Source organism: Rhizobium sp. 01N447_2, assembly GCF_056399245.1.
In genome coordinates, this window is record NZ_JBFTQY010000009.1 from 87,861 (window position 1) to 103,271 (window position 15,411).

A 15,411-nucleotide genomic window follows, 5' to 3' on the forward strand; every position below is an offset into this window, starting at 1 on the left:
TGCGAAATGCAATTTTTCGACATTCTGGAGCAACTCCAGAAAAAGTGCGAAGCGGTTTTCCGTCCGGAGTTGCGTCAAAATAAAAAACCGGAGCAATTCCGCTTCGATGAGAAGTGGAATTGCTCTAACTTATCAGTCCATGACGGAAGGCAAGCGCCACCGCCTGCTGCCTGTTTTTCGCCTTCAGCTTGTCCTGCAGGCCGTTCATATACCAGTCGACCGTGTGGTTTGAGATCTTCAGCATCTTGCTGATCTCCATCGACGTCATGCCTTCGGCGAGATAATGCAGGATTTCCATCTCGCGCCGCGTCAGCGGCGTATCGGCCGGCAACACGGTTTCCAGCGCCGGCGCCTCGCCTTTCAGATCGAGCAGCCGCCAGAAGGCTTTGCGCGCCACCGCCTCCAACAGTGCGATCTCCACCGGCGACAGCTCGATCGGCTTGCCGGCGAGACTGAGGCTGGCGAGAATGCCGTTGCGTCCGTGGATCGGAAAGATGTAGCCATCCTCCATTCCATGCCCGAAGGCATCGACCATCATCTGCTCCATGCGGCGCTGATGCGCATCCTTGTGGAAGGCCGCCATCGCCTCCCGCCAGCGGAAAGGCCGCTGCGCGTGGGCGAGATAGCGCAGCATCGGATCGATCAGAGCATATTTTTTCGCGGCATATATCTGCGGCCATTGTTCCGGCCAGCGGCCGGCAAGCGCCGCAGCCCAGGGCTCTGGATTCTGCTGTACCGGATTCTGCTGCAGATGGCGTAGCAGGCCGTAATATTCGAAGCCGCAAGCATGGAGGAGCTGCTCCAACTCGGTAATGACGCCTGCAGGATTTGAACATTCTTCCAGAATTACAAGTAATTGAATTAACGAATTAATATTCACAAAAATGCCCCTTGCCCGGACCTGATGCCCGCCTGAGGCCGTCGGCGGCTTGTCAAACTGGTCGCGAAACGGTCTTCCTCAATAAATGCAGTCTGTAATTTAATGCTGTGCTAAACATTTAATAAAATGCAAGCGCAAATTGTTGCGAGATATGTCCGGACTGCAATTTCAGCGCCATGGCCATCTCGTCGCATCCTGCAATAGTGCGATCGTGTTAATCATCACATCGACTGAACCCTGAATGCTCCGTTAATCGCCCGTTCAGGTAGGCTTTTGTAGCATCGCATCATCCCGTTTTCGCAGATGCACAAGAGGTTCGACGTGACGCTATTCAAGGTCTATGCAAGGGCTCTGCGCTATCTTGGCGCCTACAAGCTGCGCGTATCCCTGGTCGTTGTCGCAAACATTGTTCTTGCGACGATTACCATCGCGGAGCCGATCCTGTTCGGTCGCATTATCGATGCGATTTCGGGCAAGGGTGAGGTCAAGCCCATCCTCTTCATGTGGGCGACTTTCGCCGTCTTCAACACTATTGCCTTCGTCCTAGTGGCCCGCGAGGCCGACCGGCTGGCCCATGGCCGGCGGGCGACGCTGTTGACGGAAGCCTTCGGCCGCATCATTTCCATGCCGCTTGGCTGGCACCATCAGCGCGGCACCTCCAACGCGCTGCATACATTGCTGCGCGCCTGCGAAACGCTGTTCGGCCTCTGGCTGGAATTCATGCGCAACCACCTGTCGACGGTCATCGCGCTTACGCTTCTGGTGCCGACCGCAATGTCGATGGACCTGCGCCTTTCCGCCGTGCTTATGGTGCTCGCCATCGCCTATTGGCTGATCGGCCGCGTCGTCATGAGCCGCACCAAGGACGGCCAGGCTTCGGTCGAGAACCATTATCACACCGTCTTCTCGCATGTCAGCGACTCGATCAGCAACGTTTCGGTCCTGCACAGCTACAATCGCATCGAGGCCGAAACCCGAGCGCTGAAATCCTTCGCCGACCGTCTGCTCGAAGCCCAATATCCGGTGCTCGACTGGTGGGCGATCGCCAGCGCACTGAACCGCATGGCGTCGACCATCGCGATGATGGTGGTCCTGATCATCGGCACCATGCTCGTCCAGGCCGGCCAGTTGCGCGTTGGCGACGTCATCGCCTTCATCGGCTTTGCCAACCTGTTGATCGGCCGTCTCGACTTGATGCGCCAGTTCGCGACGCAGATTTTCGAGGCCCGTTCCAAGCTCGAGGACTTCTATACGCTTGAAGACTCGGTGCGTGAACGTGAAGAGCCAGCCGGCAACGGCGAGATCAAGGACGTCAAGGGTGCGATCGAATTCCGCGACGTCTCCTTCGGCTTCGGCAACAGCTCACAGGGCCTGCACAATGTCTCCTTCTCGGTGAAGGCAGGCCAGACGGTCGCGATCGTCGGCCCGACCGGCGCCGGCAAGACGACGCTCGTCAACCTGCTGCAGCGTGTCTACGATGCCCAGGGCGGCAAGATCCTCGTCGACGGCACCGATATCACCAAGGTGACCCGCAAGTCGCTGCGTCGCCACATCGCCACCGTCTTCCAGGATGCGGGCCTGCTGAACCGTTCGATCAGCGACAATATCCGCCTTGGTCGCGAAGGCGCCAGTGAAGAGGAAATGCGCCGTGCGGCCGAAGCCGCCGCTGCCGCCGACTTCATCGAGACCCGTGAGGATCGCTACGATACGCATGTCGGTGAACGCGGCAACAAGCTCTCCGGCGGCGAGCGCCAGCGCATCGCGATCGCCCGCGCCATCCTCAAGGACGCGCCGATCCTGGTGCTCGACGAGGCGACCTCGGCGCTCGACGTCGAGACCGAAGCCCGCGTCAAGGCCGCGATCGACAATCTGCGTCAGAACCGCACCACCTTCATCATCGCCCACCGCCTGTCGACGGTCCGCGAAGCCGATATGGTGCTCTTCCTAGATGACGGCCGTGTGGTCGAACAGGGCAGCTTCGACGAACTCAGCCACAGCAACGGCCGCTTCGCCGCCCTGCTGCGCGCCAGCGGCATCCTGACGGACGAAGAGGTCCGGAAGGCCCACGCCACCGAAGCCGCCTGATCGGTTCGGGTTTCAAGATAAGGCCGGAAGGTAACTCCTTCCGGCCTTTTTTTTACTCTGGGACTGAGGACCAATCACGGAGGCCTTTGATGGGAGTGAAGCGATACGAGTTGAACGAGGCGCAATGGTCGAGAATTGCGCCTTTGTTGCCAGGTAAAGCCAACGATCCGGGTCGGACAGGGGTAGATAACCGGTTGTTTGTGAACGGGTGTTTGTGGATACTGCGCTCGGGCGCACACTGGCAGGACCTGCCGGAGCGCTACGGCAAGTGGAAGACGGTCCACCGCCGGTTCAGTCGCTGGTGCCATGCCGGCGTATGGGAGCGGGTCTTTGATGCACTCACTGCTGACCGGGACAATCAGTACTTAATGATCGACAGTACCATCATGCGCGCCCATCAACAGGCAGCGAGCGGAAAAGGTGGGCCAAGGATCAGGCGTTGGGGCGTTCCAGAGGTGGACTGACGACCAGATCCATATGCTGGCCAATGCGCTCGGACGTCCTCTGCGCTTCATCGTGACGGCCGGCCAGGTCGGCGAGATCACGCAAGCTCCCGCTCTTCTCAATGGCCAGACAGATCACGCATTCTGGGCGATAAAGCGTATGAACAGCAATGCGTTGTGCGCAACGATCGTCAGGATGGAGGCCGAGGCGGTCATATCCTCGAACCCTTCCCGAAAATCTAGAGACAGTGTCGTACCTGCCGGGCATCTCTCCGCCAGACCAGACCATACCGACCTCCCGAGAAATCATCACGGAAGTGTCAGGCATGTCTCCGAACATCTGTCAGCTATGTATCAAGGCCGTCGGGGAGATGCCCGGCATGGCCAAGGGGTATCCAACGCCGCAACCTCTCCGCAGGGCTTGGACGATTGATCACCTCACCGATCTTCCCTAACCTCCACCAGTCAAAGAGAACGGGGAGCGAAGCCATGAAGGTCCTGCGCATCGTCGCCAATATCCAGGCACCGGACATCACCCTGGCCCGGCGCTTCTATCGGGATATCCTCGGTCTTGACGTCATCATGGATCACGGCTGGATCACGACGTTCGGCACTGCGCGTTCGATGAACGTTCAGCTCAGTATCGCCAGTCAAGGCGGTTCCGGAACTGAGGTGCCCGACCTCTCGATCGAGGTCGACGACCTCGATGCTGCTTTCGCGGCGATGTCGGCCTCAGGCTTCCCGATCGAGTACGGCCCGACCGACGAGCCTTGGGGCGTCAGGCGCTTTTATGTGCGCGATCCCTTCGGCAAGCTCGTGAACATCCTCGTTCATAAAAATTGAGCCGGCGACCATCGGCCGCCGGCTCCTTTCTGTCAGGCAAATCCGAGCCCTATTTCCGATCGTTCTGGCGATAGGCATTTGCCGTCCCGCCAATGCGGACGGGAACGGGGATGGTGGCGGTATCGGCGACAAGTTTCCCCTTGACCTTTCCCTGCTGGCGCTTGCGCTCGAGATAATAGGCATAGGCGAATTGTGTCGCGACTCCAGCGATCACGAAGAGCGGACCGACCAGTTGGTCCTTGTTGGTGATGTAGAGCACCACCTGGCCGATCATGGCAAGGATGGTGCCGGCAACGAAAATGTTCAGCGAATGGCGGCCGAGGATCGTCAGCGGATGGTCCGCAGGACGGCGCAGGATACGCGAGAGTGCCGGGATGCTGATAACGAGATAGGTCAGCGCCAGCACATGCAGCAGCCGCGGCAGCGACAGGAAGGTCTTGTCGAAACCGGTGATGACAGGCGGCAGGCCAAGTGCTGCCAGCGAGTTGCCGAAAATCCAGAGATGGCCGGTCACCCAGATGAAGGACAAGATGACGTAACCGGCAGCGGCCGTCAGCAGCAACGGATGCTGCGGGATCGTGCCGCCGCGCTTGATATGCAGCATCGAGACGATGCCGATCGAAAACAGGAACTGCCAGGAGAGCGGATTGAGGAACCAGTAACCCTCGATCAGCATGTTGTGTGGTGCCACTTCGTAGATGCCCGCAAGCAGCCAGACCGTGCCCGAGACGCCGAGCGCCAGCCAAGGGCTGCGCGCATTCAACAGCAGGATGATCGGCACCATCAGCATCAGCGCCCCGTACATCGGCAGGATATTGTTGTAGCCGATCTGGTGGCCGAGCAGGAGCAGCGCCGGAATGCCTTCCTTCAGGTTCATCAGAACCGCCAGGATATTGATTTCGACCAGCAATCCCGGCCGATGGAACAGCCAGGCACCGCAGATGAAGAGCGCCAGCGTCATGAAGGTGGTGATCATATGGGCGAGATAGAGCGTGAAGGCGCGCTTTGCCGCCTTGATCGCCACCGTGAGCCGGTTGCCCGGCTGGAAGCGGCCCCCATAGGCAAGGCCGACGGCAATGCCCGAGATCAGCACGAAGGCCTCGGCGGCATCGGAGAAGCCGAAATTCTTCGTCGTCACATATTCGAAGATCTGTCCGGGAACATGATTGATGAAGATCATGATCAGGGCCACGCCGCGCAAGACGTCGAGCCTCGTATCACGCACTGGCGCAGCTGCGGATAGGGAACTGCGCCCCGTGACGATAGCGTGGGTCGGCGTGCTTGCCATTGGTCTCTCCTTATTATCCGATTTGCAAACGCGACGACGGCCAAAAGGGTTCCCTTTTGGCCGTCGCGAATCGCCGTGTTTTTCAGCGTGGAGAACGCTGTTATCCGAGCGGATATCCCTCTTCGGGATCGGTGACTTCGCAGCCGTTTATCGACAGAGTGTAGCCGCTGTCATTGGACGCTTTTGAGACCGAAATGCGGTATTTGCCGTCGCCCTGCTCCACCTCTGCCGCAAAACCGTCCCATTCCGACGGGAGCGACGGGCGCACATAGAGCCGGCCGTCCTTCAGCCGGATACCGAGGATGCCCTCGACGGCGGCGCGGTAGAGCCAGCCGGCAGACCCGGTATACCAGGTCCAGCCGCCGCGCGACGTATAAGGCTCGTTTCCGTAGACGTCGGCCGCCACGACATAGGGTTCGACGCGGTATTGCTCCGCTGAAGCCTTGTCGAGCGCATGGGTGATCGGGTTGAGGATCTGGAAGCAGCGGAAGGCATCGTCGCCCCGCTTCAGCTCCGCCAGCGCCATCACGACCCAGGTCGCGGCATGGGTATATTGCCCGCCGTTTTCGCGCACACCCGGCGGATAGGCCTTGATATAGCCGGGATCCCTGGCGGAATTGACGAAAGGCGGCGTGAACAGCCGGATGATGCGGGCATCCTCGTCGACCAGCTGATCGAGCACCGCATCCATCGCCGTGACGGCGCGGGCCGGATCGCCCTCGCCCGACAGCACGCTCCAGGACTGCGCGATCGAATCGATCCGGCATTCGGGGCTTTCCCTGGAGCCGAGCAGCGCACCGTCGTCGAACGTGCCGCGGCGATAGTAGCCGCCATCCCAGGCCGCAGTTTCCAGCGCCTTCTTCAGCTCGGTGAGATGCGCCGACCAGCGCTCTGCACGGGCCGTGTCGCCGCGCTCTTCGGCATAGGGAATGAAGGAGCGCAATGCGCCCGCCAGGAACCAGCCGAGCCAGACGCTGGTGCCGCGCCCGCCGATGCCGACGCGGTTCATGCCATCGTTCCAGTCGCCGCCAAGAAACAGCGGCAGGCCGTTAGCCCCCTTGCGAGCGATGGCGAGATCGAGCGCCAGGGCCGCGTGTTCGTAGACGCTCGCCTTGTCCTCGGAAATCTCCGGCTTGTAGAACGAGTCGTGCTGGCCTTCGAGCAGTGCCGGCCCTTCCAGGAAGGCGATCTCCTCGTCGAGGACGTTTTTGTCGCCGGTGACGTTGCAATAGTGATGGATCGCGTAAGCGAGCCAGACGACGTCGTCCGAAATCAGCGTGCGCACGCCCGCACCCGTTCCCGGCAGCCACCAATGTTGCACGTCGCCTTCGCGGAACTGGCGCGAAGCGGCATTCAGGATCTGCCGGCGGGCAAGCGAGGGTTCGTGCAGCACGAAGGCCAGCGTGTCCTGCAGCTGGTCGCGGAAGCCGAAGGCACCGCTTGCCTGGTAGAAGGCAGTGCGGGCCATGATGCGGCAGCCGAGACTCTGATAAGGCAGCCAGGTATTGACGAGATTGTTCATCCCGCGATCCGGCGTCGATATCTGCAGCCTGCCGGTGAAATCCCGCCAGAAGGCGCGGTTCGCCTCGACGGCATCGTCGAACGAAGCCTTGCGAATATCGGCGATGACAGTGCGCGCTTCTTCTTCCGTCGGCGTATCGCCGAGGAAGAAGGTGAAGTCGCGCTCCTCGCCGGCGCTAAGTTCGATGTCGATCGCAAGAGCCGCGGCCGGATCACCATCGAGTTCGGTCGCGCCGGAAAGGGCGGCGGCGGAGATGACGGACTGCGGCGCCTGGATCGTTCCCGCCTTGCCGATGAATTCGCGCCGGCTTGCCGAGAAGCTAGAAAGCGTCTCGCTCGCCGCGAAGAACGCAGTGCGGTTGGAAAAATCGATGCTGTAGGGATTGGTCGCAAACAGCGCCCCCGTCTCCTCGTCATGGCTCGACAGGATGAAAGGCACCGTGCGTCCCGGATTGCTGCCGAGGATCCATTCGACATAGCCGTAGAGACGCAGCCTGCGGCCGGTCGAACCGGTGTTGCGCAGGCGCAGGCGCTGCAGTTTCACCGGCTTTTCGCGGTCGATCGTCTGCGTCAGCTCGAGCGCGATCTCATGCTGAACACTGGAGAAGACGGAATAGCCGAGCCCGTGGCGGGCTTCGAAACGGATGTCCGGGCGGCGGGAAAGCGCTGCGAACGGCGTCATGACGGCACCGCTGTCGAGATCGGCGAGATAGAACGCCTCGCCCGAACGGTTGACCACGGTGTCGTTTGACCAGGAGGTCAGCTGATAGTCGCGTGAATTGGCGCTCCAGGTGAATCCGGCGCCCTCCGCCGACACGTGGAAGCCGAATCTGTCATTGGAGATGACATTGATCCAGGGCTGCGGCGTCGCATGACCTCCGGGCAGGCGTACGACATATTCACGCCCATCGCGGGCAAAGCCGCCGATGCCGTTCCAGAAGTCGAGATCGCCTTCCTCCTCGATGACGACAGCAGGCACGACAGGCGGTGGCACAGGTGCAACACGCTTGACGGGGGGCTTGTTGCGCTCGGCCCGTTCGTTCTCCTGCAGTTCCTCCTTGGAGGGTGCAAACAGCGCCACGGCGCGGTTGATCTGGTCGACCACCTTGCCGTTCTTGGTATGCAGCGTGACACGCGAAGCCGCGATCAGCGCGCGATAGGTGCTCTCCTCCATCAAGTCCTTGCGAACCGCAAAGATATGCTGGCGCAATCCGTCTGCCTGACCCATGCGACGGACGTTCTCGCACATGGCGTCGAGTGCATGCTGCATGTCCTGCGCATAGGAAGAAGCGCGTTCGTTCATGATGACGAGATCGGCGGTGACGCCGCGCGAGCGCAGATATTCCTGCGCCAGCAGCGCCTCGCGGGCGATGTCGAGATCCATGTCGTCGTTGATGCGCAGCGTGAAGATCGGGAAGTCGCCGGAGATTGCCAGCGGCCAGAGCGCCGATTGCGACTGCAAGCCGGCCTCGACGGTCGCCTCGTCCTTGCGCAGTTGCATATCGGGATAGACGAGATAGCGTCCGAGATGCTGGAAGGCCGCCGCCTGCTGCGAGGTGACGCCGACATGGCGCATCTGCACCTGCGTGCGTGTCCAGGCCTGAACGAGCTCGTGGGTGAAGGCGTCGGGATGACGGTAGCGATTGACCGCCTTGTCGACCTCGTCGCGGGTCGGCGCCGCGATCGTCCAGAAGATCACGCTGACTTTCTTGCCAGCCGGCACGCGGACGGTGCGACGCAGCGACATGACGGCATCGAGCATGAAACCGTCGCTGCCGGAAAGCGTAGCGCCCGGATCGAAGGCCGCCGCATCGGCAAGGCTGCGGCCACGGCCGATGAACTTGCGCCGGTCGGTCTCGAATTCGGTATGGCGGGTGTCGCCGGCATTGTCGACGATCAGATGTGCGATGCTGATGTTCGGCTCGTTCGGGTCGCGTTTGTTGCGTTCGGCGCGGATGACGTCGCCGCGCTTGCCGATCTCGGTCTTGACGAACATGCGGGCGAATGCCGGATGCGCATTGTCGGTATCGTCGGAGGTGATCACCGGTTCGAGATAGGAGGTGACCTCGATGAAACGGTCTTCCGTGCCCATGTTGAGCAGGGTGACGCGGCGGGCCTCGGCATCATGCTCGGTCGCGATGATGCATTCCACCTCGCTTGTCAGGTCACCGACCGTCTTGGTGAACTGCGCCTTCTCGTCGGCAAATTCGACCTTGATCTTTTCGCCTTCCACACCCTTCGGCTCTGATGTCGTCGACCACCATTCGTTGGTGGCGGTATCGCGCAGGAAGATGAAGCTGCCCCAGCGGTCTTCGGTCGGATCGGCTTTCCAGCGGGAAACGGAAAGGCCGTTCCAGCGGGAATAACCAGCACCCGTCGCCGTCAGCATCAGCGAATAATGACCGTTCGACAGGAACACCAGCTCGCGGTCGCGCGAAGCCGGATCGCTGATCTTCCTGAGCTCCGGCCGCAACAGATCATCCTGGATGCTGGCCGGCGTGTCGGATTCATGCTTGCCGCTCATGACCGGAATGTCGCGCGGCGCCTTTTCCTGCAGCAGCAGCTCTGCTGCCTCGATGACGGGATCGGAGTGGAAGAGCTCGCGCAGATGACCGTTGAAGGCGACGTTGGCGACCGCCGCGATCGACATGCCGTGATGGTGGGCATAATAGTTGTATACCACCGCGCATTTCTTGCCTTCCGGCACGCGCGTCGGCGTGAAGTCGACGGCGTCGTGGAAGCCGAACTTGCCGAGCGCCCCGACCTTGCGCAGCCTCTGCAGGTTTTCGAGCGCGGCCGGCGGGTCGTACTGGCTGGCAAGCAACGATGCGTAAGGCGCGATGACGGCATTGTGGCCGAGGCCGCGCTTCAGGCCGAGCGTCGGCACGCCGAAATTCGTGTACTGATAATTGAGGTTGTGGTCGCGGGCATTGAAGGCCGCTTCCGAAATGCCCCAGGGAATACCGAGCTTGCGGGCATAGTTCATCTGTTCGATGACGACCAGATTGTTGGTCTGGTTGAGGATACCCCCGCCGCGTTCCTGCATGACGAGCGGCGGCATCAGATATTCGAACATTGAGCCGGACCAGGAGACCAGCGCGCCGCGTGACCCCACAGGCACGACCTGGCGGCCGAGGCGATACCAGTGTTCCGTCGGCAGGTCGCCCTTGGCGATGCCGAAGAGACTGGTCAGGCGGCATTCCGAGGCGAGAAGATCATAACAGGCCTGGTCGAGTTCGCCGCTTTCGACGCGGTAGCCGATCGACAGCAGGCGCCGCTCCGGCCGGAACAGGAAGCCGAAATCCATCGAGAAGGCGAGATCGCGCGCCTTGTCGCGCAGCGCCACCAGGCGCGGCCTCAGCGCATCGACTTTGGAAAGATCGAAGGTGCTGTCTGATATATGCGCCTCGCAGACCTTCACCAGCGATGCCGCCCACAGGGTGACCTCTTCGCTCTGCTTCGACTTGACCTCATGGTCGAGATTGGCGGCGAGTTTCTCGATGTCGCGTGCGAGAACGGCGAGGTTGATGATGCGGATCGAAGCGAATTCGTGCTCGCGCTTGACGGCGGCAAGCGCGTTCTGGAAGCCGACGATGCGCTCCTCCAGGCGCCGGCGCAGCGGGCGCACGGTCTTGCGGTCATCGGGCAGGTCCGCCAGCACTTCGCCGAGAATGCCGGCCGTGTCGCCGACGCCGTCGAGATTGCCCTGCATATGGGCGGACGGCGCCTCGGCCCAGTTGCGACAGGCCGACGAAATCGCGATCAGATGACCGGCGAGATTGCCGCTGTCGACGGCCGAGACATAACGGGGCCCAAGCGTCTGCAGCGTATCGGTGTGATACCAGTTGAACAGATGGCCGCGGAATTTCTCCATTTTGTCGATCGTCGCGATCGTCTGCTCCAGCCGCTCGAGCGTCTCCTCGAAGGAGAACCAGCCGAAATGCCGGCCGGAAACGACGGAAAGCAGATAGACGCCGATATTGGTCGGCGAGGTGCGCGCCGCAACGATCACATGCGGCGTTTCCTGGATATTGTCCGGCGGCAGATAATTCTGCTCGGCCGTCGTGAAGGTTTCGAAATAGCGCCAGGTGCGCCGGGCGATCTTGCGCAGTTCGCTCGACACGGAATCGGCAACCTCGAGCCGATCCTCGGTCTCAGCCGACTGGCTGACATACCAGGCCACCACCGGCGAGAACATCCACAGCAGCGCGAAGGGAATGCCGACGAGGAAGGCGTTGTCGCCGGGAAGGGCTGCAAAACCGAGCGCCAGCAGCGCCAACGCCGGCGCATGCCACATCGCCTTGTAGTAGGAAATCAACGTGCCCTGGCCGCCGGCCTGAACGCTGGCGGCGGTCCGCCACTGCAGCATCAGCTTGCGGCTGACGAAGAGGCGATAGAGCGAACGGCCGATCGCATCCGCCATCATGCAAGCCGAATCGGCGATGAAGACGATGCGCAACGCAACCTGCGCATTGGCGGCCGTGATATCGGACCAGACCGTATAGAGATGGGCGCGGGCGATGATATCGCTGGTGCGCGGGATGATGCCGTTGATGAGCGACAGCGTCGGCGCAACGAAGAGGCAGAAGATCAGCAGAATCTGCCAGATAAGCGCGCCGAGCGGACCCATGAAATACCAGCCGAGCACGGAGGCGAAGAACCAGGCGATCGGCGTCAGCGAACGGCGCAGATTGTCGAACATCTTCCAGCGGCCGAGTGCCGTGACGCCGTAATTCGGATTGAACATGTAGGGGAGAAGCTGCCAGTCGCCGCGCGCCCAGCGATGTTGGCGCGAGGTTTCCACCTCGTACCGGATCGGGAAATCCTCCACCAGCTCGAGATCGGTGACGAGCGCGCAACGCGCCATCGAGCCTTCAAGAAGATCGTGGCTGAGCACGGAGTTCTCGTCGATCCGGCCCTTCAGAGACGCTTCGAAGGCATCGACTTGATAAAGGCCCTTGCCGGTGAATGTGCCTTCGCCCGCGAGATCCTGATAGACGTCGGAAACGGTGAAGACATAAGGATCGAGGCCGCGGTTGATCGAAAAGACGCGCTGGAAGACCGACGCGTCCTTTCCCGTCGTCAGCGACGGAGTAACCCGCGGCTGCAGTACGCCATAACCACTTTCGACGCGGCCGGTTTTCGGGTTGATGACCGGGCGGTTGATCGGATGATAGAGCTTGCCGACGAGCTTGGTGACGGCATCGCGCATCAGGCGCGTATCGGCATCGAGCGTCATGACATATTGCACATTGGCCGGCACCGCATTGGCGCCCGGCAGATAGGTCGTGTCGCGGTCGCCGCGCAGAAGCATGTTCAGCTCGTGCAGCTTGCCGCGCTTGCGCTCCCAGCCCATCCAGACGCCTTCCGAGGGATTATAGAGGCGACGGCGATGCAACAGATAGAAACGCGTCTTGCCATCATAGGCATAGCGGGCGGAGAGATTGGCGATCTCGCGCCTGGCATAATCGAGGACCTCGAGATCGGCGGGCGTTTCCTCGGCCTCGCTATCCGGCCAGTCGCTGAGCATCGCGAAATAGATCTCGCCGCGCGGATTGGCGAGATAATGAACCTCGAGATTGCGCACGTGGTCGTCGACGCTGTCGCGGTTCGAGATCAGGCAGGGCACGACGAGCAGCGTGCGCGCATCCTCCGGAATGCCTTCCTTGAATTCGTAGCCGACGAGGCGCGCCGGTGTCACGAAGAAGGACAGCACGGTGTTGAAGAGACCTGTCGCCCCCTCCGATGCCGGCACTGAGAACATGATCAGCAGCAGGGCGATTTCGATCGCACCCATGCCGGCATTCGCCATGAATTTGCCGACGATCGCCATGGCGATGACCGTCAGCAGCATGACGGGCACGGCAATCGCCAGCCAGTTGAACCGGCGCACGGCACGCACGAAATGCTGGATGACCGTCGGGCGATAGTTCGCCCGTGCTTCGAGTTTCGGCCGCTGCGCGCCCGACAGGAAGCCACCGACATTCGGTTCATGCGGCTGCGGCTCGCCGGAGGCCTTGGCGGCATCGGTCATGTCGAGCGCCAGCTGGGCGATTTCCATTTCCGACAGCGGCGAGCGCTTGGCCAGCTTCTCGATCTGTTTGCGATATTTGTTGCGCGAGCCGGAATCGAGGATGCCATAATCCGAATGCTCCCAGAGGAGCTTGTCGACATGGCTGACCTGCTCGACCCAGACCGACCATTCGGCATCATCGATCTCGCGAAGGCTGCGGATGATGTTGCCCATCGTCACGTTGCCGGAAGAGAGCCGGCTGTGTTCGGCCGTCGTCGCCTCTTCGGTGTTGCGGCCGAGCTCTTCCAGCCGCTCGTCGAGCCAGGTGATCGCCAGGCTCGACGTCTGCGAGCCGTCGCGCAGGCGATAGAGGAACTGCGTCGAAAAGGTATTGTCCTCGGCAAGCGGTTCCAGCGTCTTCAGATAGGCCGCCGCCCCGGCTGGGTCGGTCAGGCGCACCAATTCGTCGGCCGCCTCGTTGGCGCGGCGGCGCAGGCGGCGACTGGCTTCGACACGGCTCGAAATACGGCGAAGGTTTTCCACKAGCACATAGCGCACGAGGGAGGGCAACGCCCAGAGTTCGCCGATCCTGAGCGTCTCGCTGGCCTGGAAGCCATCGACCAGCGCCGTCAGACTTTCCTGCGAGATCGTGCTGTGGGTATGGGCGACATAGAGCCAGGCAAGCACGAGGGTGCGCGGTACTTCGACGCCGCCGACGACCATGGTCGGCAATTCGCGATAGAAACGGCGGGGGAAGTCGCGCCGCACCTCTTGGATCGCCTCTTCGACGATATAGTGATTATCCAGCAGCCATTCTGCCGCCGGCGTGATGGTCTCGCCAGCCTCGACATCGGTCGCCGTGGTCCGGTAGACGCGCAGGATTTCCTTCTCGTTTTCCTTATGACGCGCAAAGAAATCGAAGGGGGCGAAAGCCGGCAGCTTGTCGACGCCGTTGCGGGCGACCGCATCGCCCATCGCCTTGATGTCCTCGATTGAAAGATAGGTCGAGCGGATCGAATCGTTATGATCGATCTGCTTCGTCTCGGGTTCGCGCGAAAGGCTCGGAGAAAGATTTGAAATAGACATGGGTTCGGTTCTGGATCCAAACGAAGTTATGGCTGTTTTGCTCAGCCTTTTGCACTGCTTATCATGACTGCTACATGAACGGAGCCCTATTCTTCAAAGATCGATGAAGCCGGGGTGACGACACTTGGCAAGCGATGCAAACGGGCTAAGCCCTGATCAGGACGCGGCCCGACGGGTGATCGAGACCATCGATACCCTCTCCGCGAAAGCCATGTCGAAAATTTGGACATCCTTTGGAAAATTCAAGTCGGGAGGCATGCGCCGCCGCCCAGCGAGCTTGTCTGGGCAGTGGAAATGACGAAAATGCCGGCACCTGGTTCCGGCAACGCAGGAACTGTTCGATTTCAGAAAAACGAAAGACGCATGATTACCTGCCATCCGCCTGGCGGCGGTTTGGGCGGCTGGCGGCCCACGCCACTTGCGCTCGAGATCAAGGCCGCCGTGGGACGCTTCAGATGGCGTGAAAAAATAGAGAAAGAATGATGACGGAGATCGGAATGCCGATCAGCCATAACAAAAGTCATCTCGTGAGCACTCTCCTTTTCACATTGGAGTGTCAGGAGAATGCCGAGACAATTTAAATGTTCCAGAATTCAATAGAGGCGGAAACCGCCGCAGCGCCAGCATCTGCCGACGCCTATCATCCACCGATTATCCGACGACGCCGCAAACCATGGCGACGACGAACAGAAATGCCGCGGTGAAGATCGCGCCGTGGAGCATCGTCTGAAGCCTGTGGCGCGTGGTGAGCGGCTTCTTGGTCGGTACGGAACCATATTGGTTCACGTGAGCATGCGAAATACCCAGATCTGCCATATGTCGCCTCCGTTGTTTCTCGTGCGGCCGGTTGTGCGGCTCGCGCTTATATTCTTATTTTCTCTATCAAGTAGGTAGAGATAAATTTCCGTCCAGAGCGTACGGAAGAGAAAATTCAACCAGCCCTTTTAGCAGAGCGTGCGCCATGCCCAGATCAGCGAGCGCTCGACGGCACTCTCATTCTGCGGCGGGTTGGAGGAAGTCTCGATCATCCGACGGTCCTTTTCCGGAGGAATGGAAGCGGAAATCTGTTCCCGGCGATCGGCTCTCACAGGAGGATCGAGGTAACCCATGGTCATCCCACCGAGAAAGAACATGCATCAACCTCCATCGATCACGAAAGCTAACAATCGTTAACAGGATCATGACAGAAGCGAGGCAGCTGTCAATAGTCTAGTTGAATGGTCGTCTTTTAGGAAAACATTATCCTTAACGC

8 protein-coding genes and 1 pseudogene are annotated in these 15,411 nt (G+C 60.8%); 4 read left to right on the forward strand and 5 right to left on the reverse strand.

All coding sequences use genetic code 11. The annotated features are described in order from the left end of the window. Window positions 1–124: 124 nt before the first annotated feature. Window positions 125–880: a helix-turn-helix transcriptional regulator gene (locus AC1ECN_RS07570; protein WP_130662477.1), complete on the reverse strand. Its 756-nt coding sequence runs from the start codon at window positions 878–880 to the stop codon at window positions 125–127. A 321-nt stretch (window positions 881–1,201) separates the two neighbouring features. Between AC1ECN_RS07570 and AC1ECN_RS07575 the strand changes: the two genes are divergently transcribed. The 3 genes and pseudogenes from AC1ECN_RS07575 to AC1ECN_RS07585 all read left to right on the forward strand — a co-directional run bounded on the left by AC1ECN_RS07575 (window position 1,202) and on the right by AC1ECN_RS07585 (window position 4,251). Next, window positions 1,202–2,965, forward strand: coding sequence for a glucan ABC transporter ATP-binding protein/ permease (locus AC1ECN_RS07575; RefSeq protein ID WP_024320501.1), 1,764 nt, complete (start codon window positions 1,202–1,204; stop codon window positions 2,963–2,965). Window positions 2,966–3,060: 95 nt separating this feature from the next. Next, a pseudogene (locus AC1ECN_RS07580) lies at window positions 3,061–3,652 on the forward strand (IS5 family transposase); the annotation flags it as partial. Between the two features lie 245 nt (window positions 3,653–3,897). Then, window positions 3,898–4,251: a VOC family protein gene (locus AC1ECN_RS07585; RefSeq protein ID WP_018071962.1), complete on the forward strand. Its 354-nt coding sequence runs from the start codon at window positions 3,898–3,900 to the stop codon at window positions 4,249–4,251. 49 nt (window positions 4,252–4,300) lie between these two features. On the opposite strand, the gene AC1ECN_RS07590 is transcribed toward AC1ECN_RS07585, so the two are convergent. Beyond that, window positions 4,301–5,539 (reverse strand): OpgC family protein, encoded by a 1,239-nt coding sequence (locus AC1ECN_RS07590; protein ID WP_130662480.1) that lies wholly within the window; start codon window positions 5,537–5,539, stop codon window positions 4,301–4,303. A 100-nt stretch (window positions 5,540–5,639) separates the two neighbouring features. After that, window positions 5,640–14,159: a glycoside hydrolase family 94 protein gene (locus AC1ECN_RS07595; RefSeq protein WP_018071960.1), complete on the reverse strand. Its 8,520-nt coding sequence runs from the start codon at window positions 14,157–14,159 to the stop codon at window positions 5,640–5,642. 294 nt (window positions 14,160–14,453) lie between these two features. Between AC1ECN_RS07595 and AC1ECN_RS07600 the strand changes: the two genes are divergently transcribed. After that, complete coding sequence (locus tag AC1ECN_RS07600; RefSeq protein WP_130673285.1) at window positions 14,454–14,642, forward strand: hypothetical protein; 189 nt, start codon at window positions 14,454–14,456, stop codon at window positions 14,640–14,642. Window positions 14,643–14,810: 168 nt separating this feature from the next. On the opposite strand, the gene AC1ECN_RS07605 is transcribed toward AC1ECN_RS07600, so the two are convergent. Both AC1ECN_RS07605 and AC1ECN_RS07610 read right to left on the reverse strand, forming a co-directional pair. Beyond that, window positions 14,811–14,975 carry a hypothetical protein gene (locus tag AC1ECN_RS07605; protein WP_003543858.1) on the reverse strand — a complete coding sequence of 55 codons (165 nt, stop codon included), beginning with the start codon at window positions 14,973–14,975 and terminating at the stop codon, window positions 14,811–14,813. Window positions 14,976–15,103: 128 nt separating this feature from the next. Continuing rightward, on the reverse strand, window positions 15,104–15,292 hold the full coding sequence (locus AC1ECN_RS07610) for a hypothetical protein (RefSeq protein WP_130662482.1): 189 nt from the start codon (window positions 15,290–15,292) through the stop codon (window positions 15,104–15,106). Window positions 15,293–15,411: the final 119 nt, after the last annotated feature.

Excerpts from the sequence above, each read along its gene's own strand:
- AC1ECN_RS07585 (WP_018071962.1), top strand. The coding sequence starts at position 3,898 with ATGAAGGTCCTGCGCATCGTCGCCAATATCCAGGCACCGGACATCACC.
- AC1ECN_RS07590 (WP_130662480.1), bottom strand. The coding sequence starts at position 5,539 with ATGGCAAGCACGCCGACCCACGCTATCGTCACGGGGCGCAGTTCCCTA.
- AC1ECN_RS07600 (WP_130673285.1), top strand. The coding sequence starts at position 14,454 with ATGACGAAAATGCCGGCACCTGGTTCCGGCAACGCAGGAACTGTTCGA.
- AC1ECN_RS07605 (WP_003543858.1), bottom strand. The coding sequence starts at position 14,975 with ATGGCAGATCTGGGTATTTCGCATGCTCACGTGAACCAATATGGTTCC.
- AC1ECN_RS07610 (WP_130662482.1), bottom strand. The coding sequence starts at position 15,292 with ATGTTCTTTCTCGGTGGGATGACCATGGGTTACCTCGATCCTCCTGTG.